This window comes from Allobosea sp. 05T438 (assembly GCF_056396025.1).
This window is the reverse complement of the sequence record NZ_JBFTKQ010000001.1, coordinates 736874-759200: the sequence shown is the minus strand read 5'-3', so window position 1 is coordinate 759200 and position 22327 is coordinate 736874. Positions and strand designations below refer to the sequence as shown.

The window sequence follows — 22327 nt, the reverse complement described above, 5'->3', positions numbered from 1 at the left end:
GCCGAAGACCTCGTCGGTCGAGATGTGGTGGAAGCGGAAGCCTTGCTTTCGAGCCTCCGGCAGCGCCCGGTAATGCCGCAGCGCCTCCTGCAGCAGCGTGAAAGTGCCGACGACATTCGTCTCGATGAAGGCCGCCGGCCCGTCGATCGAGCGGTCGACATGGCTCTCCGCCGCCAGATGCATCACGATGTCCGGCTGGAAATCGGCGAAGATCGCCTGCATCCGCTCACCGTCGCCGATATCCGCCTGCTCGAAACGATAGCGGTTGCTGCCCGCAACAGGAGCCAGCGAGGCCAGATTGCCGGCATAGGTCAGCTTGTCGACGACGCAGACCTCATGCCCGGTCTCACCGATCAGCTTCCGCACAACCGCCGAACCAATGAACCCGGCGCCGCCGGTGACGAGATAACGCAAGGGCACGCCGCAGAACTCCGAGAGGAAAAGCGATCAAGTTCCAAGTCGAGGCGGCAAAAAGCAGCCTCCTCTTAAGGAGTCAAGCGACCGGTTCCTTGCTGCCATCGTCGTGAAGGCGGGGCAGCGGCGTCACGATACGCTTTCATTTTTCGCCGTGGTCTTTCAAGCGTGGGATCTAGTCCAGGCAGCCTGAGGAGGCGCAGGACCGAGCCGTCCGGCTAACCCGTCGCGCAACCCCGCCCAGATCGGCGGCAGGCCTCCCGGAGCGCCTTTGAGCGCCATCAGTCCGATCTGCATCGCCAGCGCTGCGCAAGACTTGATCCGCCAAGAAAGCGGCACATGCGAGAGCCGGGCAACGGCGATCACGTTGCGCGCGTAGTAGTAATTTCGGATCGGAGCATGGCGCAGGATCTGGGCCTTGCCGAGTTCGTCTTCACTCACCGCCTCGCCCCAGCGATGCGGCATCGCGAGATCTCTGGCGATGTAGGATGCCCAGCCCTTGCTCCAGGCGCGAAAACCCCATTCGACGTCGATGCCGGCGATGAAGAAATCGTCCCGGAAGGGGCCGATATCCCGATAGGCCTCGACGCTGATCAGCGAACCCGAGGTCGGTGCAAAATCGACGCCCGCAAGACCGTCGCCTCTTGGCTGGCCGCGCCATTCATAACGGATCGGCTTGTAGAAATCCTCTCCCGGCGGAACGAGGCGGGGAGCCAGCACGGCGACCCTCTCTCCGGCCCGCTCCAGTTCCTGCATCCGGCCGGCGAGCGCTGCCAGTATCGCCGAGGTGGGCTCGCTATCCTGATCGAGCAGCAAGACATGCGTGAAGCCTTCTTCGGACGCGGCCTCCATCACGGCGTTGAGGCCTCGCCCCAGCCCGACATTGTCGGGGCTCGCGATCAGGCGCAAATCCGCCGGGGTCAGTGCAGCGGCAGCGTCGGGCTCCAAGGAACCGTTGGCAAAGGCGATGAAACGTGTCCCGCGCAGGCCATCGACCTGTAGGGCGAGCAACGCCGAAACCGGCCGGTACAACACCACGGCAGCACAACAGCGCCTGTCGGACGTTTGTGCTTTCGGCACTGCCATCATGTCATGCTCTCAGCTTTCCCGGTGGCTTTAGCGCTGCTTGCCGAGCTGATCAACCAATCCGAGGAAGACTCACGATGCCATCCGGTGCTGATCGTCGCTCTGCTCGCTCCTTGTTCCGGAACGGCTCAGGCCGGCGCCGTAGCCGGATTTGAGAAGCCTTGAAGGTTGGGCGTTTGCCGCGACCCTTTCGATGCCTCTGAAGTCATCTTTCCGGGAAAAATGTTGGCTCGTGATGCTACCGCCGCACGAGCCAATCGCATGCAATTCATGCCCGCCCGCTGCCGAGAACGGGCGGCCGAGCATCTTTTTATGTGGTGATCAGGCCACGTCGAAGCGATCGAGGTTCATCACCTTGGTCCAGGCCGCGACGAAGTCCTTCACGAACTTCTCCTTGGCATCGGCGCTGGCGTAGACCTCCGCCAGCGCGCGCAGGATCGAGTTCGAGCCGAAGACGAGGTCGGCGCGCGTGCCGGTCCACTTTGCTGCGCCGGTCTTGCGATCGGTGCCTTCGAACAAATCCTTGGCGTCAGAGATCGCCTTCCACTGCGTGCCCATGTCGAGCAGGTTGACGAAGAAGTCGTTCGTCAGCGCGCCCGGCCGATGGGTGAGAACGCCATGCGTGCCGCCATCGGCGTTGACGTTGATCGCTCGCAGGCCGCCGACCAGCACGGTGAGTTCCGGCGCGGTCAGGGTCAGCAACTGCGCCTTGTCGATCAGTGCCGCCTCAGCCGCCACCTTCGCACCTGCCTTCTGGTAGTTGCGGAAGCCGTCGGCCGCCGGCTCCATCACGTCGAAGGCATGGATATCGGTCTGCTCCTGCTTGGCATCGGTGCGGCCCGGCGTGAACGGCACCGTGATGTTGTGGCCGGCAGCCTTCGCCGCCTGCTCGACGCCGACATTGCCGGCGAGCACGATGAGGTCGGCCAGCGAGACCTTCTGGTCGCCGTCGGCTTCCTTGTTGAACTGGCGCCGGATACCGTCGAGGACCTCGACCACCTTGGCGAGCTGGGCCGGACGGTTGATCTCCCAGTCCTTCTGGGGGCTGAGGCGAACGCGCGCGCCGTTGGCGCCGCCGCGCTTGTCCCCGCCGCGGAAGGTCGAGGCCGAGGCCCAGGCGGTGCCGACCAGCTCGGAGACGGTGAGGCCCGAAGCCAGGATCTTCTCCTTGAGGGTGGCAATGTCCGCCTGGCCGACAAGCGGGTGATCGACGGCCGGCACGACGTCCTGCCAGATCAGCTCTTCCTTCGGCACTTCCGGGCCGAGATAGCGCGAGCGCGGGCCGAGATCGCGGTGGGTCAGCTTGAACCAGGCGCGGGCGAAAGCCTCGGCGAAGGCCTGCGGATTCTCCAGGAAGCGGCGCGAGATCTTCTCGTAGGCCGGGTCGAAGCGCAGCGACAGATCGGTCGTCAGCATCGTCGGCTTGTGCTTCTTCGACGGGTCATGGGCGTCTGGGATGACCGCCTCGGCGTCCTTCGCCTCCCACTGGATGGCGCCGGCCGGGCTGCGGGTCTGCACCCATTCGAACTTGAACAGGTTCTCGAAGAAGTGGTTGCTCCACTGCGCCGGCGTCTGCGTCCAGGTAACCTCGATGCCGCTGCCGATCGCGTCCGCGCCGTGGCCGGTGCCGTAGCTGCTGGCCCAGCCCAGCCCCTGCGCCTCGAGCTCCGCAGCCTCCGGCTCCGGCCCCTTGTAGGACTCCGCGGCGGCGCCGTGGGTCTTGCCGAAGGTGTGGCCGCCGCCGATCAGCGCCACGGTCTCCTCGTCGTTCATCGCCATCCGGGCGAAGGTCTCGCGGATGAAGTGGGCCGCGGAAATCGGATCGCCATTCGCGCCCGGGCCTTCCGGGTTGACATAGATCAGGCCCATTTCGGTGGCGCTGAGCGGCGCATCGAACTTGTCGAGCGGACGATGGGTCAGCCACGCCGTCTCGGCGCCCCAGTTCACGTCACGATCCGGCTCCCAGGTGTCCTCGCGGCCCGCGGCGAAGCCGAACGTGCGGAAGCCCATGGTCTCCAGCGCGACGTTGCCGGTCAGGATCATCAGGTCGGCCCAGGAGATCAGCTGGCCGTATTTCTGCTTGATCGGCCACAGCAGGCGCCGTGACTTGTCGATGTTCACATTGTCCGGCCAGCTATTGAGCGGAGCGAAGCGCTGCTGGCCACGGCCGCCGCCGCCACGGCCGTCGGCGAGGCGATAGGTGCCGGCGGCATGCCAGGACATGCGGACGAATTGCGGGCCATAGTTGCCGAAATCGGCGGGCCACCAGTCCTGCGAATCGGTCATCAGCTTGCGCAGGTCGTTCTTCAGCGCCTGGTAGTCGAGCTTCTTGAACGCCTCGCGGTAGTTGAAGGCCTGGTCCAGCGGGTCGGACTTCGACGAATGCTGGTTCAGGAGGTCGACAGGCAGCTGGCTCGGCCACCAGTCGCGGTTCTGTCGGCTGGCACCGCCGCCATGGGCGACGGGGCATTTGCCCGTGCTGTCCTCGGTCTTCGCGTTCATGTCTCTCTCCAGAGCTGGGCTTGGCGGAATATGTGATTTCGTCGACAGGCGAACCGATATCCAAGCGGGAATGCGGCGCCTGCCACAGTCAGCAAAGCGAACAAATGTCAGGCGACCGGCAAGTTCTCACCGGACGGGGCCCGAAGGCCCGGCTGATGGCAGGCGCAACATCATCGACCCCTGCGGTGCGCCACGGCCTCGGCATCTGCGATCCCCCCTTCGCTACCAGCGTCTTACCAAAGACGTCTCATTATATTAATTCGGATTTTCTGATCCAGATGATAAGCTTGGATTATGATGAACCTGACTTTCAAGCAGCTTCGCTACTTCGAGGCCTTGGAACGCCATCGCCATTTCGGCCGCGCCGCCGAGGCGTGCTCGATCTCGCAGCCGGCTCTTTCCATGCAGATCAAGGCATTGGAAGAGGAGCTCGGGACCGAGCTTTTGGAGAAGGGTACACGCCAAGTCCGCTTGACGACCTTCGGTGAAGAGATCGCTCTGCGCGCGAAGGATATCCTGCGCTCCCTCGATGAACTGGAACGCTACGCAGGCGCTTCGCAGGACGGGCTGGTCACACGGCTGCGCATCGGCGTCATCCCGACGGTCGCGCCCTATCTCTTGCCGAGCCTGATCGGCGAGCTAACCGATTTGCACGGCGGCCTCGATCTCCATATCCGCGAAACGTTGACGCCGCGACTCGTCGAGGAGCTGAACGACGGGCGTCTTGACATGGCGATCGTCGCCTTGCCGGTTTCGGAACCGTCCCTGACGGAAGTGGCGCTCTTCACGGAAAGCTTCGTCTTGGTGCGACCGAAGGAGGACGAAGGAAAGCCCGTCCCCGATGCTGACGCGCTGCGCGAAATGCGGCTTCTTCTGCTGGAAGAGGGACACTGCTTCCGCGAGCAGGCCTTGTCGTTCTGCAAGATCAAGCCGCGCTCGGCCCGGCCGCGCGACATGCTCGATGCGAGCTCTTTGACGACACTGGTGCAGATGGTCGATGCAGGCCTGGGCGTGACGCTGATACCGGAGATGGCGGTGGCCCTCGAAACGCGTTCGGCGGGGGTCTCGGTGGCAAAATTCAAAACGCCTCAACCGTCCCGAACCGTTGGCATGGTCTGGCGCAAGACGAGCCCGCTCGCGAAACAACTGCTTCAGATATCCGACAAGGTTCGTCGATCAGCCGGTATGTCCAGGGCAAATCCCTCGACGCACACGCATTCCTGAGGCTTGCCGAGCCCATTGCCCCAGCGCTTTCGAGACGTCCGCCCGCCTCAAGTGCGATGGCGATGCCCGGGCCAACACCGATGGGATCAATTGGTCCACCCCGAAGACATCGCCGCGAAGCAGCGTCAGGTCGGTGGGCTGGTCTTGCAGGGGCAGTCCTGGGATAGATCCGGACGAGCCCGCGAGCGGTTCAAGCCGGCCGCGCAATCGCGACTGGTCTGCCGGGCTAACCGCCGCGGCGGGCCCCGGGTTCGCCGATCTGGCGATTGCCTGCGAGCGGGGATCTCCTGCCAATCTCTTTGCGGTTACGTTCGAGCCGTTGTCGTTGCCGGGACCGGACTCTCGGAAACGGCTCGCAAGCATCGCACAGTATGAACGGGGTCGATCCGGACGTTGTCGGGCACGCCCTGAGCGCATTCCTCAATGAAGTCTCCGCAGCGAGGGCCGAAAGCGCAGCCGACCGGCGGCGCGGCCAAATCGGGCGGCGAGCCGGGAATAGCCTTCAGGCGCTCGTCCTTGCCGAGCGTGGCATGGGCCCGGGAGGCGAGCAGTCCGCGCGTATAGGGATGGGCTGGGTTGCGGATGACGCCCCGGCACGAGCCGCTCTCGACGATGCGTCCCGCATACATCACAGCGATCCGGTCTGCGACCTCGACCGCAACTCCGATATCATGCGTCACGAAGACGATGGCGAGGCCGAACTCCCGCTGCAACTCCCGCAGCAGCAGCAGGACCTGAATCTGCACGGTCGCGTCGAGGGCCGTCGTCGGCTCGTCGGCGAGCAGCACTTTCGGCCGGCAGGCGAGGGCGAGCGCGATCATGGCGCGCTGACGCATGCCGCCCGACATCTCATGCGGGAAATTGTCGAGCCGGCGCTCCGGCGAGGGGATGCGGACGCGCTCGAACAATTCGAGCCCGCGCTTGCGGCCCTCGGCGCGCGAGACGCCCTCATGGCGCATCACCGTCTCGGCGATCTGATCACCGATGCGATAGACCGGATCGAAGGCGAGGCCGGGATCTTGGAAGATCATCGAAACCGTCTTGCCGCGATAGGCGCGCAGGGCCGAGGGCGATAGGGCGAGCACGTCCTGCCCGTCGACAGCGACCGAGCCGCCAATCTTGGCGGATTTGGGATGGAGCCGCATCAGCGCCCGCAAGGTCACGCTTTTGCCGGAACCGGATTCGCCAAGCAGCGCGACAGTCTCCCCCGGTTTGAGCGAGAGATCGACGCCGCAAACGGCGCGGATCATGCCGCGGCCGGCCGCGAAATCGACGGTAAGATCCTTCGCTTCAACGATCGGGGCTGTGCTGGTCATGCGGCCGCGAGCCTCGGATGGCCAGAGGCGGGGTCGGCGAGATGGCAGGCCGCGAAATGCTGTGAGCTGGCCTCAGTCAGCTCGGGCTCCGCATGGCTGCAGAGCGCCGAAGCCATCTTGCAGCGCGGGTGGAAGCGGCAGCCGCTTGGCGGGTTGATCGGGTTCGGCGGGTCGCCGGCCAGCGGCGCTTCCTCAGTCAGGCTGTCGGGGTCCATCGACGGCATGGAAGAGAGCAAGGCGGCCGTATAGGGATGGCCCGGCTTCTCCAAGATCAGCTCGGATGGCCCGACTTCGGCGACCTTGCCGAGATACATCACCATGATCCGGTCGGACATGAAGCGCACGACGTTGAGGTCGTGGGTAATGAACATATAGGTCAGACCGAAATCGCGCTTGAGGTCGAGCAGGAGATTGAGAACCTGCGCCTCGACCGACTTGTCGAGCGCCGAGACCGCCTCATCGAGAATGAGCAGGCGCGGGTTCAGCGAGAGCGCGCGGGCGATATTGACGCGCTGGCGCTGGCCACCGGAGATCTCGTGCGGATAGCGCCCGGCGAAGCGGCGCGGCTCCAGCCCGACGCGATGGAGCAGGTCATGCGCCTTCGCGATCGATGCGGAAGCCGAGGCGCCATGGATGCGCGGGCCGAAGGCGACCGTGTCCTCGACCGTTAGCCGGGGGTTGAGCGAGGCGTAGCTGTCCTGGAAGACCATCTGGACCTGCCGGCGGAACGCCTTCAGGTCGAGCGCGGCGGAGCCGACCTTCTCGCCGTCGAAGAGAATGTCGCCAGCATCGGGCTTGACGATCTGCATGACGAGCCGGGCCGTGGTCGATTTGCCGCAGCCGGATTCGCCGACGATGCCGAGCGTCTCGCCCTTGGCGATGCTGAAGTCGACGCCGTCGACGGCGCGGACAGTGCCGCTCGGCCTGCCGAAGAGGCTACGCTTGCCGCCGAAGTGCTTGACCAGCCCGCGCACGTCGAGGAGCGGCGTGCCTGCGCCGCCGCGGTCGCGCGGATCGTTCGCCAAGCCGCTCATTGCCGCACCTCCATCGCGCCGCGCAGGCCGTCGGAGAACAGGTTGAAGGAAATCGAGGTGATGAAGATCATCATGCCCGGCAGCGCCGCGACCAGCGGCTGGCTGTAGATCGCGGTGCGCAAGGTGTTGAGCATCAGGCCCCATTCCGGCTCGGGCGGCTTCACGCCGAGGCCGAGGAAGGAGAGGCCGGAGGAGAGGATCATCGAGACGCTGATCAGGCCGGTCGCATAGACGAAGATCGGCCCCAGCACGTTGCCGAGCACATGGACACGCACGATGGTCAGCATGCCCGCCCCGGATATGCGGGCAGCCTCGACGAAGTCGCGGTTGCGTGTCTGGGTCGTGACCGACTCCGCGACGCGCGCGATCTGCGGCACGAAGACGACGGTCAGCGACACGATCGAGTTGAGGATGCCGGCGCCGAGCGCACCCGAAAGCGCGATCGCCAGCAGCACCGAAGGGAAGGCGAAGAACACGTCGATGACGCGCATCACCAGGGTGTTGATCCAGCCGCCAACATAGGCGGCGAAGATGCCGATCGAGGAGCCGAGGATGAAGGCGAGGATAACCGGCGTGACGCCCATGAAGAGCGAGAGCCGGCCGCCATAGATCAGCCGCGAGAGCAGATCGCGGCCGAGTTCGTCCGTGCCAAGCGGATAGCCCGTTGTGCCGATGGGCCGCAGCCGCCGCACCATCGAACCGCGGAACGGGTCGGCGGGCGCGATATAGGGCGCGAAGATCGCCGCAAGTATGATGAGCAGGATCACGGTGAGCGCCAGCATCGCGACGGGATCGCGTACCAGCCGGCGTCCCACGCTTGACCAGTAGCCCTCGCTCCTGACGGGGGTCATGACGGCGAGCGCTCCGGCATCGATTGCGCTCATGCTTTCAGCCTCGCTGGATGCGCGGGTCGAGCGTGGTCTGGAGCACGTCGACGATGAGATTGAGGCCAACGAAGAACAGCGCCAGCACGAGGATGGTGCCTTGCAGCAGCGGCAGGTCGCGCTGGAAGATCGCAGTGTTGAGCAGGAAGCCGGTGCCGGGCCAGGCGAAGACGGTCTCGATCAGGATCGAGCCGCCGAGCAGGTAGCCGAGCTGCAGGCCCATTACAGCGAGCGCCGTCGGCGCGGCATTGCGCACGACATGCTTGAAAACATCCCACTCGCCCATGCCCTTGGCGCGTAGTGCCTGGACAAAATCCTGCGAGAGGATGTCGGCGACGAGCGCGCGCACGGTGCGCGCGATGATTCCCATCGGGATGGCCGACATCGTGATCGCCGGCAGAATGATGTACCGCAGATGCTCCCAGTCGAACGTCCAGGCTGTCGAGCCGCCTGGACCGGCACCCGTCGAAGGCAGCCAGCCCAGGATGGCGGAGAAGACGATCACCATCACCATGCCCAGCCAATAATGCGGCACGCTGACGCCGAGGATCGAGACCAGCGAGGCGAGCCGGTCGAGGACGCTGCCGCGGAAATAGCCAGCAACGAAGCCGAAGAAGGTGCCGAAACCGAAGCCGATCAGCGTCGCCAGCGAGGCAAGGATCAGCGAGTTGCCGACGGCCCGGCCGACCTCCGAGACAACCGGGCGGCCGGATGCGATCGAGGCCCCGAGATCGCCATGCAGCACCTTCCAGAGCCAGAGCGCGTATTGCACCGGCAGTGGCTTGTCGAAGCCATAGGCGGCGCGCATCTCGGCCTGCTGCGCGGCGGTGGCGTCGATCGGCATGATCGCTGTCAACGGATCGCCCGGCGCGAGGTGGACGAGCATGAAGCAGACGATGCTGACGCCGAAGGCGACGGGCAGCACGTAGACGAGGCGCTTCAGGGCGTAGAGAAGCAAGGATCACCTCCCGGCGACGGACGCAGCCGCGCGAGGCGGCCGCGCCACCGCGTTCTCACTTGTCCATCGTGATCGGCGAGAAGTCCTGGAACCAGTTCTGCGCCTGGACGAAGCCCTTCACCTTGGCGGTCATGGCGCGCGGGTTCACATCGTGCGTCACCATCAGGAAGAGTGCGTCGTCGACGTATTTCTCGTGGATCTTCTGCAGGATGCCGGTCTGCTCTTTCGGGTCGAAGGTGTTGCGCACCTGGTCGAAGAGCTTGTCCATCTCCGGGTCGCAGTAATAGCCCCAGTTGGTTCCGGCGGGCGGGGCGAGGTTGCACTGGAGATGGCGGATGAAGCCGGTGAACGGATCCTGGATGAAGTAGGTGTAGTTCATGCCGGTGCCGCCGCGCGAGCTCGCATCCTTGGCGCCGGCGCGCCAGATGTTGATGAGCTGGTTCCACTCGACCACCTCGAAATCGACCTTGATGCCGATATCGGCGAGATTCTGCTGCACCAGCTCGTTCATCGACAGCGGCTGCATCTGGCCGGAACCCGAGGGAGAGATCAGGATCTTGGTGACGAGCGGCTTCTCCGGTGTGTAGCCGGCCTCCTTCATCAGCTTCTTGGCCTCGTCCGGTTTGTATTCGAGCTTGAACGTGGGCTTGCCGAACCATTGATGTCCGGGCGGGTAAAAGCCCTCGGCCGGGATCATCATCCCCGCCAGCAGCTCCTTCATGCCCTCGCGGTCGACCGCGAGATTGGCCGCCTTGCGGATGCGGATGTCGTTCCAGGGCGAACCCTCGGCGCGCGACAGGTGCCAGGTCCAGTTGTGCGGATAGGCGTTGGTGACGATCTTGAAGCCGGCCGATATCAGCGATTTCGCCGCGTCCGGCGCAGGCGCCTCGATCCAATCGACCTGACCGGAGCGCAAGGCCGCGACGCGGGCATTGGCCTCCGGCAGCGGCAGCAGGATCATTTTGTCGAGCTTCGGCACGCGCGCCTTGTCCCAGTAGTCCGGGTTCGGAACCAGCTCGGCGCGCTCGCGCGGCACGAAGCTCGCGAGTTTCCACGGGCCAGTGCCGGAAGGTGACTTGGCGACGTTGTCCCAGCTCTTGCCCTGCTTCTCCCAGTTGGCCGGCGAGGACATCAGGATCCAGGCAAGCTGATAGGGCAGGGTCGCGTCGGGCGACTTGGTGGTGATTTCCAGCGTCAACGGGTCGATGGCGCGATAGGAGGCGACGGCGGGGATGCGCGACTTGCCCTGCGCAGACTGACGCTGGTCGAATTGCGGAGCGTCGTTCTTGAGCAGCTTGTCGAGATTCCAGACCACGGATTCGGCGGTGAAGGCTGAGCCGTCATGGAATTTCACGTCGGGGCGCAGCTTGAAGAGCCACTTGGTCTTGGTCGGGTCGGTGGGATCGAGCCCCCAGCTGAGCGCCAAGCCGGGCACGAGGTCGGAGGGCTTGGTCGCGCTCGACAGGTCCCAGTTGATGAGCGCGTCATAGACCGTATAGCCCATGAAACGCATGCCCTCGCCGCCATTGTCGGTCTGGCCGGTGGTCAGGGGAATGTCCGACGCCGTCATGCCGATCCGCAGCGTGCCTTGCGCCCAGGCGACACTGTGCAGGGTGGGCAGGATGGCGAGCACGAAAGCCGTCTTCAGAACAGATAGGCGCATAGAACTCTCCCGGTGGCATCGAGCCATCCGAGCAAGCACCGTGCCATCCGACATTTCTGCGCTGGCTCGCGTCGTAACGGTTCTGCGATTCCGCAACCGGGGATGCCGCGTTTCGGTTGGGGATGCCGGTCGTCGCCCTCTCTGATCGATCTTGGCGGGCCGGTACGGAGAACGCCGACCAGGCGGAATGCGGCCGGACCGTTCACCTGGCCGTCAATCCGGACGAGATCATCGCCGCCGCCGGGCGAGGGCGCCAGGCCCTGGGCTTGGTCCGCGAGGTACGGGTTGCCGTGTGCAGCCGCTTGATCGAACGTCAGCTTCCGAACCACGGGCGAAGGAGGAAATGGCGCTTTGCCGTGGTTCGGCCAGACGAGTGGTACCGCGCCGGCGCCCGGGCTGATGCGGCCCCTATTCCATCGCGGAAGTGAAACCCACACAAAGCCGCCGTAGTGCGACAACGTAGGGGTTGCGCGCCAAAAAGCTGGCTTCGCCAAAATAGATGGGAATTTCGGGCAGTTCCGGCAATTCGATCGCAGTGATCGTGGTCTCGCTGCCATCCATGCACCAGGCGGGAATGATCGCGTAGCCGAGACCGGCCTCGACGCAGCGTTTCACGCTTGAGCTGCCCGATGTCGAGATCGCGATCTCCATCTCGGTATCGTCCTGCTGCAGATAATCGATGGCGAGGTTGCGCAGAAGCTGGCCGGGCTCATAGGTGACGAAGGGGCGTCCCTGGACCCACTGCCTGATCTCCCCTCGCGGCGGCGTCCCCCATTCGCGCGGCAGAACGAGCGCCGGTCGATAAGTGCAGACAAGGTGCTGCGGCACATTGGGATCGCCGAAATAGCGCTCGGTAATGCACAGGTCGAGGCTGCCGTCCCGGATCATCTCCGGCAGGGCGGTATCGCGCTCGAAGGCGATGATCTCGACCTGCGGGAAAAGCGCACGGAACTGCGCCAGGATCGGCGGCATCAGATAAAAGAAGATCGCCTGCGGCAGGCCAATCCGCAGCACCGGCCGCTCCTTCTGGAGCGTGCGGTCGAGCCTGGTCAGCACTGTATCGAGCTCCGGCAGCAACAGCTTGTAGAGGCTGCGCCCACGCGGCGTCAGGGTCACTGTCTTGGCGCCCTGCTCGGAGACGACGAGCCGTTCCGCCAGCAATTGCTCCAGCCGCCGCACATGGTTGGCGGCCGACTGGTAGCTCATGCCGAGCTTGCGCGCCGCGGCGGAATAGGAGCCGTCGCGCGCAACGATGAAGAATGTCTGGATGAGCGTCAGATTGGCTTCGCGCATGATCCCTTCCGGCGGACGGCCCGTCATTCCTTCCTACAACAGCGCGCCTTCCGCCACTTGCAAACAATGAGGGAAGTCGAAGCGGATCATTTGCATCGACCCAATGGGTGAAGCCGACGAGGTTCTCGGCATCGCGTTACGGGACGAACCGCTTCGGCATGGCCTCCTCTTCATCCATTCATGTTGCCGTGGTCGGCGCCGGGATCGTGGGCGCAGCCGCCGCCCATTTCCTGGCCGCCACGGGCGCACGGGTGACACTGCTCGATGCTTCCGGGCCGTCGGCAGGAGCAACCGGCGCCTCGGATGGGGCGGTTTCGGTCGCCAGCAAACGTCCCGGCCCGATGATGGATCTCGCACGCCACGCCCGGGCCCTCTACGTCCGCAGCGAGCGGGATGGCCTGTTTCGCGGCCTGTTCCATCGCCGCTCGACTTTCCTCGTTGCACGAACGGCGATCGAGGCAGAGCTCGTCGCCGAACATGGCGCCGACCTCGCGGCGGCGGGCGAGCGCGTCGTCGAGATCAGCCGCCCGGTCCTGCTGAATCGCATTCCGGGCTTGGGTGGCAGCGTCTGCGCAGCGCTCGAAATACCCGATGACGGGCATGCGCTGGGCTACGAGATCACCGAAAGGCTCCTGCACAAGAGCCGCGTCAGCATCCGCCGCAATGCGCCAGTGTCCGAGATCGTCATGCGGGCCGGGCGCGTCGGCGGCGTCGCGATCCGGGACGAGCTGCTTGCAGCCGATGCGGTGCTCGTCGCCGCGGGTATCGGCTCGGCTCCGCTGCTCGGCCTCGGCGAGATTCTGATCCCGCGCAAGGGGCAGATGGTCGTCACCGACCGTGCCAGCGCGGCAGGCCCTGCGATCGATGGTCATCTGATGGCGGCTTCCTATCTCGCCGCGAAGCGCGGCATCGTTCGCGATAACGCCCATATCGGCTTGGTGATCGACCCGCTGATGACGGGCCAGTTCCTGATCGGCGGCAGTCGCGAAGACCATCGCAGCGACCACGCCACCGATGCGGTGACCATCGCGGCGATCCTGCGCGAGGCTCTGGATCTCTACCCCCCGCTCGCCGGTCGCCGCGTCCTGCGCAGCTTCGCCGGGGTGAGGACCGCTTCCCGGGACGGCCTGCCGATCGTCGGCCTGCACCCGCATCGCGAAGGCGTCGTCATTGCGACTGGCTTCGAGGGCGACGGCATCTGCCTTGGGCCGTTCATGGGTGCTTGCGCTGCCCGCCTGCTGCTCGGCGAGAAGCCGGAAACCGACCTGTCCGCTCTGGCGCCGCAACGCTTCGCTCGCGTCGAGGCCCAGGCATGACCGGCCATTTCTTCTGGAACGGCGAGCCGGTGGCTTTCCAGCCGGGCGAGACGATCGCGGCAGCTCTGCTCCGGGCCTGCATCGCCGATCTCGGCCAGTCCAACGATTCGCCGGGCGGGCGGGTGTTCTGCGGGATCGGCGCCTGTCAGGGCTGCGTCGTCGCGGTCGCGGGCGCGGCGCCGGTCGAAGCCTGCCTGACACTTGCAAGCGAAGGCCTGCGGCTCGGCGCGCTGCCCGCGATCGGAGCCGACCATGCGTGAGGCCCCTATCCTTGTGGTGGGCGGGGGTCCGGCCGGCGCGAGTGCGGCTGCCACCATCGCGGAAGCCGGTCTGCCCGTCCTGCTGATCGAGCAGCGGGATCAGCTCGGCGGCGCCATCCATCGCCAGCCGGCTGCCGGCCAAGAAAGCCATGTCTGGCGGCCCGCTCGCCACCGCCGCAACTGGGCCGGGCTCATGGCGCGGCTCCAGGCCTCTGCCGATCGCATCGAGACCCGGACGCAGACCGTCTTTCTCGGCGTCGACGGCGAAGGCCACTTTCTGTTCGACGATCGTCGTGCCGGCCGCGTTTTCGCGCACCGCCCCCGTGGAGCGATCATCGCGGTCGGTGCCGTCGAAACGATCCGCCCGTTCCCGGGCTGGGAACTGCCCGGCGTCATGACGGCCGGCGGCGCGCAGGTGCTGCTCAAGGAAACCGGGCGCCCTCCGCAAGGCCCGATCCTGGTGGCCGGCAGCGGGCCGCTGCTGCCCGCCCTCGCAGCCCAGCTCGCCAAGGCCGGCAATCCGCCGGTCGCCGTGCTGGAGCGCGGCCGGCCGTGGCGCGCCCCTGAGGCTCTGGCCCGTCTCGCTGTGTCATGGGCGCCGATGGCCGAGGCTGCGGCCTATGCAGCGGCACTTGCCATCGGCCGTGTGCCCTATCGTTGCGGAGCCGTCGTGATACGGGCTGAGCCGGATGGCGAAGGTCTCAAGGTCGGCATCCGCGTCGGTGAGACGCAGCAAGTCCTGCGCGTGCGGCATCTGCTGATCCATGACGGCATCGAGCCGAACCGCACCGGCATTCCACTACCGGCCCCCGATGCGGCCATGCCCATCCTGCTCGCTGGAGACGGGAGGGAAGCGCTGGGTGCCGATGCCGCGCTGCTCGACGGTCGACGCGCCGCGATGCAGGTGCTGGCCCGCCTCGGCCTCGCAGGCACAGACGCTTCGCGGGATGAGCACAGCCTGCAGCGTGCCCGGGGCTTTCAGGCCGCTATTGCACGAGCGCTCCACAGCGAGCCGATCGCGCCCGCGCCCGAGACCGTGATCTGCCGCTGCGAAGGACGCAGCTATGCGGATCTGGCGGCCCTGCCAGACGACGCTTCGCCCCGCGAGGTCCGGCTGATGGGCCGTTTCGGGCTCGGCGCCTGCCAGGGCCGCTTCTGCGGCCCGATGATCGCGGCCCTGCGGGGCCGGCCATTGCCGGCCGCAACGCCACCGCGCTGGCCCTTGCGACCGGTTTCGGTCGCAGCGCTCGCCCGCCTGACAAACGATGAAACGGAGTGATCTGACCGTGACCATGTCCCTCGCCAAGCCCGCCCGGGCTATCGCTGCCTCCATGGTCGAGGTGACCAATCCGTTCGACGGCGGGCTCGTCGGCAGGGTCCGCCAGGCCGACGAGATCGCGGTGGCCGAGGCCCTGCGCCGGGCGCGCAAGGCGTGGTCCAGCTTCCGCTTCAGCACCCCCGCCGAACGCAAGGAGCTGCTTTATCGGCTTGCCGACCGCCTTGGGGACGAGGCCGAGGCGATGGCCCAGACGATCTGCGCGGAGGTCGGCAAGACAATCACCGAGGCGCGCAACGAGGTCCGCCGCGCCCGCAACACGCTCCGGCTGAGTGGCGACGCCGTCACCGTGCTGCATGGCGAGGTTCTGCCCACAGCCATCGTACCGGGTGCGCCGGACAAGCAGGCCGTCATCACACACGAGCCTGCCGGGGTCCTCGGTGCGATCACGCCGTTCAACTATCCACTCAACCTGCTCTGCCACAAACTCGGGCCTGCGATCGCGGCCGGGAACGCCATCGTCGCGAAACCTTCGCCGAAGGCGCCGCTCGCCGCGCAGCGTCTGGCCGAACTTGCCGAGGAAGCAGGCTTCCCTGCCGGTCTGTTCGGCATCGTCCATGGCGGCGCCGATGTCGCGGCGATGATCGCGAGCGGTGACATCGATCTGCTCAGCTTCACCGGCGGCCCCACGGCGGGCTTGGCGCTGAAGAACGCCTCCGGCCTCGTTCGCTGCCTGATGGAACTCGGCGGCAACGACCCGCTGATCGTCATGCCAGACGCCGATCTCGACCGTGCCGCCGAAGTCGCCATCGCGCACCGCTTCGAGATCGCCGGCCAGAGCTGCGCCGCGGTGAAGCGGCTCTATCTGCACGACGCCATCCGCGAGACGATGATCGAACGCATCGCGGCGCGGGTCGCGAAGGTCGCCACCGGCGATCCGGCCGATGCCGCGACCGTCATGGGCACCGTCATCGACGAGCCGGCAGCGGCCGAGGTCGAGCGGCGCGTGAAGCTTGCCGTTGCGGATGGCGCCCGGATCGTCGCCGGCGGAAGCCGCCAAGGCACATTGTTCGCGCCGACGCTGCTCGACGCCGTGTCGGCGCAGTCGGAGCTCGTCCGCTCCGAGACGTTCGGGCCGGTGCTCGCCGTGCGCCGCTTCGCCGATCCCGATGCGGTGATCGCCGAGATCAATGACGGCGCTTACGGGCTGCAGGCCGGGCTCTTCACGAACGACCATGCGCTCGTGAAGCGGGTCGCCCGCCGGCTCCGCGTCGGCGGCGTCATGATCAACGAGGGCCCGGACTTCCGCGCCGAGAATGTGCCGTTCGGCGGCATCAAGTCGAGCGGGCTGGGCCGTGAGGGCATCCACATGACCCTGCGCGAGATGAGCGAAACCAAGGTCGTCATCGACTGATGATGCAAGGAGCCAATGAGATGATCGATCCCGAACTGCGTCGCCGCCTGACCGGCGTCTTCACCGCGCTGGTCACGCCCTTCCGCGACGGAGCGCTCGATATTCCCGCGCTAGAGAAGCTCATCGCTGCGCAGATCGCGGCCGGTGTGTCCGGGCTCGTCCCGGTCGGCACCACGGGCGAGGCCGCAACGCTGAGCGAGGACGAGGCCGACACGGTCATCCGCACCACGGTGAAGGCCGCGGCCGGACGGGCCTTCGTCATGGCCGGCGCCGGCTCGAACGCGACGCGGCTTGCCGTCGACAAGGCCCGGCGCGCGGAGACGGCAGGTGCTGATGGCGTCCTGCTCGTGACGCCCTATTACAACAAGCCCTCGCAGGATGGGCTGTTCGACCACTTCTCCGCCATCGCCGGCGCCGTGAAGCTGCCGATCATGCTCTACAGCGTGCCGGGACGCACCGGCGTCGAGATCGCGCCTGCGACCGCAGCGCGGCTTGCGGCGGCTCATTCCAATGTCGTCGCCATCAAGGAGGCCGGGGGCAAGGCGGAGCGCATCACGGAGCTGCGACTGGCGCTAGGCGAGGATTTCATCATCCATTCGGGCGATGACGGCCTGACCTTGCCCTTCCTCGCGCTCGGCGCCGACGGCGTGACGAGCGTCGCGTCGAACCTGCTGCCCTCCGAAGTCGTGGCGCTGTGCAGGGCTTGGTCGGCGGGTAACCCGCGCGAGGCGCGCCGCATCCACGAGGCCTTGTTCGATCTGGTCGGCCATCTCTTCATCGAGAGCAACCCGGTCCCGATAAAAACCGCACTCGCACGGGCCGGCGCCATCGGACCGGAGTTGCGGGCGCCGCTCGCGGCTCTGCGCCCGGAAAGCCGCAAGGCGCTCGAAGCAAGCCTGCAATCGTTCGAGAGCCGAGCGAACATATAAGAAAACCGGTAGGACGACGGCTTACTCTCGCATTGTCCTCGGAAGTGCGTCGCCTAGGCTCTTGTCGTCCTAACCACCAGCGCAAGACCGAAAAACATCGGCAAGGGAACGGAGTGGAAAGCTCATGAAATCGATTATTCGCGCCATCTGCGCAGCCGGCCTGGGACTGCTGGCACTTCAAGCCTCGGCTCGGGCCGAGGACACCATCGACGCCATCCGCTCGCGCGGTGTGCTGCGCATTCCGGGGATCATCAACGAGGACCCCTACTTCAACAAGGACCCGCGGTCCGGCGAATGGCGCGGCTTCGCCATCGAGATGGCCCGCGACATCGCCAACACCCTCGGCGTCAAGCTGGAGGTCGTCGAGTCGAGCTGGCCGAACTCCATCCTCGACGTGCAGAGCGGCAAGGTCGATCTTGCGCTCGGTGTCACGGCGACCCCGCAGCGAGCCCTCTCCGTCGCCTTCTCGAACCCGACCTACTTCAACAGCTTCGTCATCGTCTCCCCGAAGCCGGAGCTGTCGAAGCTGAGCTGGGCCGAGCTCAACGATCCGAAATACACCTTCGCGGTCGACCTTGGCTCCTCGCAGGATCTGATCGCCCAGCAATATCTGCCCAAGGCCAAGATGCTGCGCTTCAAGTCCCGTGACGAGGCGATCGTGGCGGTGGTCGCCGGCAAGGCCGACGGTCTCGTCAACACCATGTTGAACGGCCTCGTCATGAGCAAGAAGGCGAGCGGCATCGGCAAGGTGATGGTGCCGTCTCCGGTTCTGTCCACACCCTCCGTGGTCGCCATGAACTGGAAGGCCGACGAGAAGTCGCGCGCCTTCATCTCGGCCTGGGCCGAATACAACCGCCGCATCGGCAACAACCAGACCTGGATCGTGAAGAGCCTCGCGCCCTTCGGCATCACGCTCGACGACATGCCCGAAGGCTTCGGCTTCGGCGGTTAAGGCAGGAGCAGCCCCCAGAGCAGGGCATTTGCGAAAACCGGCTCCGGCCTTTTCGCATCCTGCTCAGGGGCCGCTTTCACGAAAGGCTGGCATGACATGTACACGTGGAGCTTCGCCCCGATCCTGCAGGCGAGTGATCTGTTCCTCTGGGGAGCGTGGATCACCATCGTCTACACGGTGGCCTCCATCGCTATAGGGCTGGTCCTAGGGCTGCTCCTCTGCTTCGCGCGGCTGTCTGGTATCGGGCCGGTGAGCTGGCTGGCGCAGGGCTTCCAGGAGCTGTTCCGCTGCACGCCGTTGCTCGTGCAGCTCTTGTGGATCTACTACGCGCTGCCGTTGCTGCTCGGCTTCGATCTCGCCAACTGGGCGGCGGCGCTGATCACGCTCTCGCTCTATGCCGCAGCCTTCTATGCCGAAGTCTTTCGCGGCGGCATCGTCTCGATCGACAAGGGGCAGTCCGAGGCAGGCGCTGCGATCGGCATGTCGGGCTGGCAGGTGATGCGGCGCATCGTGCTGCCGCAGGCGGTCCGCCGGATGATGCCCGCCTTCATCAACCAGTCGGTGACGCAGTTCAAGAATACCTCGCTGATCTCCGTGATCTCCGTGGCCGAGCTCACCTACATGGCCAGCATCGTCAACGGGCAGACCTACCGCCCGCTGGAATCCTACACCGTCCTCGCGCTGCTCTATTTCGTGATCCTGTTCCCGATCACGAAGTTCGCCGACATCGTCGAGAGCCGGACGCGCGGCAGCCATTGAGCGAGAGCCATTCCATGAACTCCGTTCCCAAGCCTGCCGCCCGCGACACCGTCCTCGAAGCACGCGGCATCACCAAGCGCTTCGGCGCGCTCACCGTCCTTCATGGCATCGATCTCTCGCTCACCAGCGGTGAAGTCGTCTCGATCATCGGGCCCTCCGGCTCCGGCAAATCGACCTTCATTCGCTGCATGAACATGCTGGAGGTGCCGGACACCGGCGAGGTCCTGTTCCGCGGCCGCCGTGTCGGCCCGAAATTCCGCGGCACGGGCCAGCTTCTCGGCCTCGGCGAATTGCGGCGCCATGTCGGCATGGTGTTCCAGCACTTCAACCTGTTCCCGCACATGACGGTGCTGGAAAACGTGATCGAAGGCCCCATGACCGTCCAGCGCAAGCCGCGCGGCGAGGCCATCGACATCGCGATGGACTACATCGCCAAGGTCGGCCTGGCCGAGAAACGCGACGCGCGACCGGATCAGCTTTCGGGGGGACAGAAGCAGCGCGTGGCCATCGCCAGAGCGCTGGCGATGCAGCCGGACGCGCTGTTGCTCGACGAGATCACCAGCGCGCTCGATCCGGAACTCGTCGGAGAGGTTCTGGGCGTGGTGCGCAATCTTGCGGAACAGGGCATGACCATGGTCCTCGTCACGCATGAAATCTCGTTTGCGGCCGGTGTTTCCGATCGGGTCGTCTTCATGGAAGGCGGCCGCATCGCCGAGCAGGGCAGTCCCGACCGCATCCTGCACAACCCGGACAACGAGCGTCTCAAGACCTTCCTCGCGCGCTTCCATGGCTGATCGGCAGGCAAGCAACGCGCGGCCCTTCAAGGTCGTCATCGTCGGCGCCGGCCGGGTCGGCATCGCCCTGGCGCTGCTCCTGCGCGAGGCGTCGGAATTCGAGTTCGTGCTTGCTGACCCAACCGAGCCCGGCCGCGGGCGAGCCAAGGACCTTGCGCTGCCGCTGACGGAAGCGGATCCGGGCAACGCGGCGCAGCTCGACCGGGTCCTGGCCGGGGCCGACGCTGTCGTCGCGGCATTGCCCTCCTCGGCGACGCCGATGGTGGCCGCGGCCGCCCGGCGCAGCGGAAGCCACTATCTCGACCTCGGTGATGACGGAGCCGCGCTCGAAGCCGTCCAGCGCGAGGCCAGCGCCGCGGCCGGCTGCTTCGTCGCCCAATGCGGCATCTCGCCGGGGCTCGTCTCGGGCCTCGTTCTCGATCTCGCCTCGCGCTGTCCTGGCCTACCGGATATCGACGTCCGGATCGGCGCTCTGCCGCGAACGGCCACCGGGCGCCTGGGCTACGGGCTGGTCTGGGATGTCGACGCCACGCTGCGGGAATACACGCGCGCCTCGCTTGCGCTCGTCGACGGCCACGAGACCGGGCTGGCGCCGCTGTCCCGCTGCAGCCCCTTGCACCTCGGATCGCGCGACTATGAGGTCTTCGTCTCCGGAGCCATCCCGGGTACGCTTCGCGACCGCTTGGCCGGCAAGGTCGGAAATCTGATTTCACACACGATCCGCTACCCCGGGCATGCCGACCAGATGGCGTTTCTGCTCGACGAGTTGAAGCTGCGCGAGCGCGTCTATTTGCTGCGCAATCTCTTCCTCAACGCGCTGCCAGAGATCGCCGACGATCGCCTGCTGATCTCGATCACCGCGGCGTCTCGCTGCGCGGAAGGTGCACCCCACGAGCATTTTCTGCGCGAGGTCGAGCCGATGCGAATCGGCGATGTCTCGGTCGGGGCCATGCGGCGCACGGCCGCCTCCCATGTCGCGGCGGTGCTCGATCTGCTGCGTCTCGGGCTGATCGGCCGCAGAGGGCTCCTCGCGCAAGAGGACATCCCTCTGGACCTCCTGCGCAAAAACCGGTTCCTCGCCTGGTTCTTCGAGACGCCTGGGGCTGCCTCCGGGCGTGTTGGGCAGGGAGTGCTTCCATGAACGGATCTGGCTTCATGCGGACGAGCGCAGTCGTGAACGATCTGAGCGTCGGGGTCCTGATGCTCGACACCCATTTCCAGCGTCTGCCGGGCGATATCGGCAACGGCCGGACCTGGCCGTTCCCCGTCCAGTTCCGCGTCGTGCGCGGCGCCGATCCGGCTGCCATCGTCCATGGTCGCCCGGAAGAGTTCCTCGAGCCCTTCATCGCAGCCGCCCTCGATCTCGTCGCTTGCGGCGTGCGCGGCATCACCACGAGCTGCGGTTTTCTGGCCTTGCTTCAAAGGGAGCTCGCCGACGCGCTGCCGGTTCCTGTCGCGACGAGCAGCCTGCTGCAGGCACCGCTGATCGAGGCGATGCTGCCCGGCGGGCAGCAGGTCGGCATCCTCACCTTCGCCGCGGAAGCCTTGACGACACGGCATCTGGCCGCCGTCGGAGTGCGCCCGGACACCCCCATCGAGGGGCTGCCTCCGGACAGCCTGTTCCGCCAGGTCTATGGCAATCGCGGCGGCGTGTCCGACATCTCACGGCTCGAGGAGGAAGTCGTGACAGCTGCCCGAGCGCTGGTCGCCCGCCATCCGAATGTCGGTGCGATCCTTTGCGAATGTACCAATCTTCCGCCGCATTCGGCGGCAATCGCCGCTGCAACAGGACGGCCGGTCTTCGACATCATCGGGTTCGTCGAATGGTTCGGGCATGCGATATCGCCGCCGAGCTTCCGATGAGATTTGGCGGGTCGCGCGGGCCAGCTCTCGGCCTCGAGTCAAGGACCTGAGCGATTGAGGCGCTCGTCGCAAGGCGGGACCAAGCATATTCCCTGGGCCAGATCAGGCCATCGATAGCGCCGCCAACGGCGTCAACCGCACTGGCGTGAACCTCCGCTTCAGACGGTGGTCCAATGTCCTGTGGCGCAAGGCGGTGCTGAGCATCGGAGTGTTGATCAATATCTCAGCGCTTTCGAGGGGCGATTAATTTTTGGGCGAATATCGCCGTATTGTATGCATGTTTCCGAGCACTAGCGGGCCGCGACCGGCTCACAGCGCGATGGATGGGCTCAGAAAGCTCGGCACGGTAACTGCATTGCCTCCTCCCGGACTGAAGCGTCCGGCGCCCAG

Annotated in this window: 20 protein-coding genes; 11 read left to right on the top strand and 9 right to left on the bottom strand. The window is 66.0% G+C overall.

All coding sequences use genetic code 11. The features are described from left to right. The 3 genes from AC1DIN_RS03720 to katG all read right to left on the bottom strand — a co-directional run. The coding region (locus AC1DIN_RS03720) for a GDP-mannose 4,6-dehydratase (protein ID WP_476808704.1) at positions 1–420 on the bottom strand (420 nt) is incomplete at its 3' end. Positions 421–576: 156 nt separating this feature from the next. Next, a complete protein-coding gene (locus tag AC1DIN_RS03715) occupies positions 577–1503 on the bottom strand; it encodes a glycosyltransferase family protein (RefSeq protein WP_476808703.1) in 927 nt (308 codons plus the stop codon). A gap of 318 nt (positions 1504–1821) precedes the next feature. After that, positions 1822–4002, bottom strand: a complete 2181-nt coding sequence (gene katG, locus AC1DIN_RS03710; RefSeq protein ID WP_476764979.1) for a catalase/peroxidase HPI — start codon at positions 4000–4002, stop codon at positions 1822–1824. A gap of 294 nt (positions 4003–4296) precedes the next feature. Between katG and AC1DIN_RS03705 the strand changes: the two genes are divergently transcribed. Then, on the top strand, positions 4297–5226 hold the full coding sequence (locus AC1DIN_RS03705) for a hydrogen peroxide-inducible genes activator (RefSeq protein WP_441470016.1): 930 nt from the start codon (positions 4297–4299) through the stop codon (positions 5224–5226). 305 nt (positions 5227–5531) lie between these two features. Here AC1DIN_RS03705 and AC1DIN_RS03700 read toward each other — a convergent pair whose 3' ends face one another. From AC1DIN_RS03700 to AC1DIN_RS03675, 6 genes are all read right to left on the bottom strand, one after another. Beyond that, positions 5532–6542 carry an ABC transporter ATP-binding protein gene (locus tag AC1DIN_RS03700; protein WP_441470015.1) on the bottom strand — a complete coding sequence of 337 codons (1011 nt, stop codon included), beginning with the start codon at positions 6540–6542 and terminating at the stop codon, positions 5532–5534. Then, a complete protein-coding gene (locus AC1DIN_RS03695; RefSeq protein WP_476808702.1) occupies positions 6539–7576 on the bottom strand; it encodes an ABC transporter ATP-binding protein in 1038 nt (345 codons plus the stop codon). Before AC1DIN_RS03695 ends, AC1DIN_RS03700 begins: the two co-directional genes overlap by 4 nt. Beyond that, a complete protein-coding gene (locus tag AC1DIN_RS03690; RefSeq protein ID WP_476764980.1) occupies positions 7573–8460 on the bottom strand; it encodes an ABC transporter permease in 888 nt (295 codons plus the stop codon). The genes AC1DIN_RS03695 and AC1DIN_RS03690 overlap by 4 nt, the downstream gene beginning before the upstream one ends. Positions 8461–8464: 4 nt before the next feature. Next, the gene (locus AC1DIN_RS03685) at positions 8465–9418 is read right to left on the bottom strand and encodes an ABC transporter permease (protein ID WP_441470012.1); all 954 of its coding nucleotides are present in this window, start codon (positions 9416–9418) and stop codon (positions 8465–8467) included. A gap of 55 nt (positions 9419–9473) precedes the next feature. Next, entirely contained in the window at positions 9474–11081 is a 1608-nt protein-coding gene (locus tag AC1DIN_RS03680) for an ABC transporter substrate-binding protein (protein ID WP_476808701.1), read from the bottom strand. A gap of 408 nt (positions 11082–11489) precedes the next feature. Then, the gene (locus AC1DIN_RS03675) at positions 11490–12374 is read right to left on the bottom strand and encodes a LysR family transcriptional regulator (protein WP_476808700.1); all 885 of its coding nucleotides are present in this window, start codon (positions 12372–12374) and stop codon (positions 11490–11492) included. A 158-nt stretch (positions 12375–12532) separates the two neighbouring features. Here AC1DIN_RS03675 and AC1DIN_RS03670 point away from each other — a divergent pair, with 158 nt between their 5' ends. From AC1DIN_RS03670 to AC1DIN_RS03625, 10 genes are all read left to right on the top strand, one after another. Continuing rightward, positions 12533–13690, top strand: a complete 1158-nt coding sequence (locus AC1DIN_RS03670) for an NAD(P)/FAD-dependent oxidoreductase (RefSeq protein WP_476808699.1) — start codon at positions 12533–12535, stop codon at positions 13688–13690. Beyond that, on the top strand, positions 13687–13950 hold the full coding sequence (locus AC1DIN_RS03665; protein WP_476808698.1) for a 2Fe-2S iron-sulfur cluster-binding protein: 264 nt from the start codon (positions 13687–13689) through the stop codon (positions 13948–13950). The genes AC1DIN_RS03670 and AC1DIN_RS03665 overlap by 4 nt, the downstream gene beginning before the upstream one ends. Continuing rightward, the gene (locus AC1DIN_RS03660) at positions 13943–15229 is read left to right on the top strand and encodes an FAD-dependent oxidoreductase (protein ID WP_476808697.1); all 1287 of its coding nucleotides are present in this window, start codon (positions 13943–13945) and stop codon (positions 15227–15229) included. The genes AC1DIN_RS03665 and AC1DIN_RS03660 overlap by 8 nt, the downstream gene beginning before the upstream one ends. A gap of 13 nt (positions 15230–15242) precedes the next feature. Next, positions 15243–16640, top strand: coding sequence for an aldehyde dehydrogenase family protein (locus AC1DIN_RS03655; protein WP_441470041.1), 1398 nt, complete (start codon positions 15243–15245; stop codon positions 16638–16640). Positions 16641–16660: 20 nt separating this feature from the next. Beyond that, positions 16661–17569, top strand: a complete 909-nt coding sequence (dapA, locus tag AC1DIN_RS03650) for a 4-hydroxy-tetrahydrodipicolinate synthase (RefSeq protein ID WP_441470006.1) — start codon at positions 16661–16663, stop codon at positions 17567–17569. A 124-nt stretch (positions 17570–17693) separates the two neighbouring features. After that, complete coding sequence (locus tag AC1DIN_RS03645) at positions 17694–18521, top strand: transporter substrate-binding domain-containing protein (RefSeq protein WP_441470005.1); 828 nt, start codon at positions 17694–17696, stop codon at positions 18519–18521. Between the two features lie 96 nt (positions 18522–18617). After that, on the top strand, positions 18618–19280 hold the full coding sequence (locus tag AC1DIN_RS03640; RefSeq protein ID WP_441470004.1) for an amino acid ABC transporter permease: 663 nt from the start codon (positions 18618–18620) through the stop codon (positions 19278–19280). 14 nt (positions 19281–19294) lie between these two features. Continuing rightward, complete coding sequence (locus AC1DIN_RS03635) at positions 19295–20074, top strand: amino acid ABC transporter ATP-binding protein (RefSeq protein ID WP_441470003.1); 780 nt, start codon at positions 19295–19297, stop codon at positions 20072–20074. Then, complete coding sequence (locus tag AC1DIN_RS03630) at positions 20067–21215, top strand: saccharopine dehydrogenase family protein (RefSeq protein WP_476808696.1); 1149 nt, start codon at positions 20067–20069, stop codon at positions 21213–21215. The genes AC1DIN_RS03635 and AC1DIN_RS03630 overlap by 8 nt, the downstream gene beginning before the upstream one ends. Further along, positions 21212–21937 carry an aspartate/glutamate racemase family protein gene (locus AC1DIN_RS03625; RefSeq protein ID WP_441470001.1) on the top strand — a complete coding sequence of 242 codons (726 nt, stop codon included), beginning with the start codon at positions 21212–21214 and terminating at the stop codon, positions 21935–21937. Before AC1DIN_RS03630 ends, AC1DIN_RS03625 begins: the two co-directional genes overlap by 4 nt. Positions 21938–22327 lie beyond the last annotated feature (390 nt).

What these genes read in the sequence shown, in the direction of transcription:
- AC1DIN_RS03655 (WP_441470041.1), top strand. Translation starts at nt 15,243, where the DNA reads ATGTCCCTCGCCAAGCCCGCCCGGGCTATCGCTGCCTCCATGGTCGAG.
- AC1DIN_RS03670 (WP_476808699.1), top strand. Translation starts at nt 12,533, where the DNA reads ATGGCCTCCTCTTCATCCATTCATGTTGCCGTGGTCGGCGCCGGGATC.
- AC1DIN_RS03660 (WP_476808697.1), top strand. Translation starts at nt 13,943, where the DNA reads ATGCGTGAGGCCCCTATCCTTGTGGTGGGCGGGGGTCCGGCCGGCGCG.
- katG (WP_476764979.1), bottom strand. Translation starts at nt 4,002, where the DNA reads ATGAACGCGAAGACCGAGGACAGCACGGGCAAATGCCCCGTCGCCCAT.
- AC1DIN_RS03715 (WP_476808703.1), bottom strand. Translation starts at nt 1,503, where the DNA reads ATGATGGCAGTGCCGAAAGCACAAACGTCCGACAGGCGCTGTTGTGCT.
- AC1DIN_RS03695 (WP_476808702.1), bottom strand. Translation starts at nt 7,576, where the DNA reads ATGAGCGGCTTGGCGAACGATCCGCGCGACCGCGGCGGCGCAGGCACG.
- AC1DIN_RS03645 (WP_441470005.1), top strand. Translation starts at nt 17,694, where the DNA reads ATGAAATCGATTATTCGCGCCATCTGCGCAGCCGGCCTGGGACTGCTG.
- AC1DIN_RS03635 (WP_441470003.1), top strand. Translation starts at nt 19,295, where the DNA reads ATGAACTCCGTTCCCAAGCCTGCCGCCCGCGACACCGTCCTCGAAGCA.
- AC1DIN_RS03640 (WP_441470004.1), top strand. Translation starts at nt 18,618, where the DNA reads ATGTACACGTGGAGCTTCGCCCCGATCCTGCAGGCGAGTGATCTGTTC.
- AC1DIN_RS03690 (WP_476764980.1), bottom strand. Translation starts at nt 8,460, where the DNA reads ATGAGCGCAATCGATGCCGGAGCGCTCGCCGTCATGACCCCCGTCAGG.
- AC1DIN_RS03700 (WP_441470015.1), bottom strand. Translation starts at nt 6,542, where the DNA reads ATGACCAGCACAGCCCCGATCGTTGAAGCGAAGGATCTTACCGTCGAT.
- AC1DIN_RS03705 (WP_441470016.1), top strand. Translation starts at nt 4,297, where the DNA reads ATGATGAACCTGACTTTCAAGCAGCTTCGCTACTTCGAGGCCTTGGAA.
- AC1DIN_RS03675 (WP_476808700.1), bottom strand. Translation starts at nt 12,374, where the DNA reads ATGCGCGAAGCCAATCTGACGCTCATCCAGACATTCTTCATCGTTGCG.
- AC1DIN_RS03630 (WP_476808696.1), top strand. Translation starts at nt 20,067, where the DNA reads ATGGCTGATCGGCAGGCAAGCAACGCGCGGCCCTTCAAGGTCGTCATC.
- AC1DIN_RS03680 (WP_476808701.1), bottom strand. Translation starts at nt 11,081, where the DNA reads ATGCGCCTATCTGTTCTGAAGACGGCTTTCGTGCTCGCCATCCTGCCC.
- dapA (WP_441470006.1), top strand. Translation starts at nt 16,661, where the DNA reads ATGATCGATCCCGAACTGCGTCGCCGCCTGACCGGCGTCTTCACCGCG.
- AC1DIN_RS03665 (WP_476808698.1), top strand. Translation starts at nt 13,687, where the DNA reads ATGACCGGCCATTTCTTCTGGAACGGCGAGCCGGTGGCTTTCCAGCCG.
- AC1DIN_RS03625 (WP_441470001.1), top strand. Translation starts at nt 21,212, where the DNA reads ATGAACGGATCTGGCTTCATGCGGACGAGCGCAGTCGTGAACGATCTG.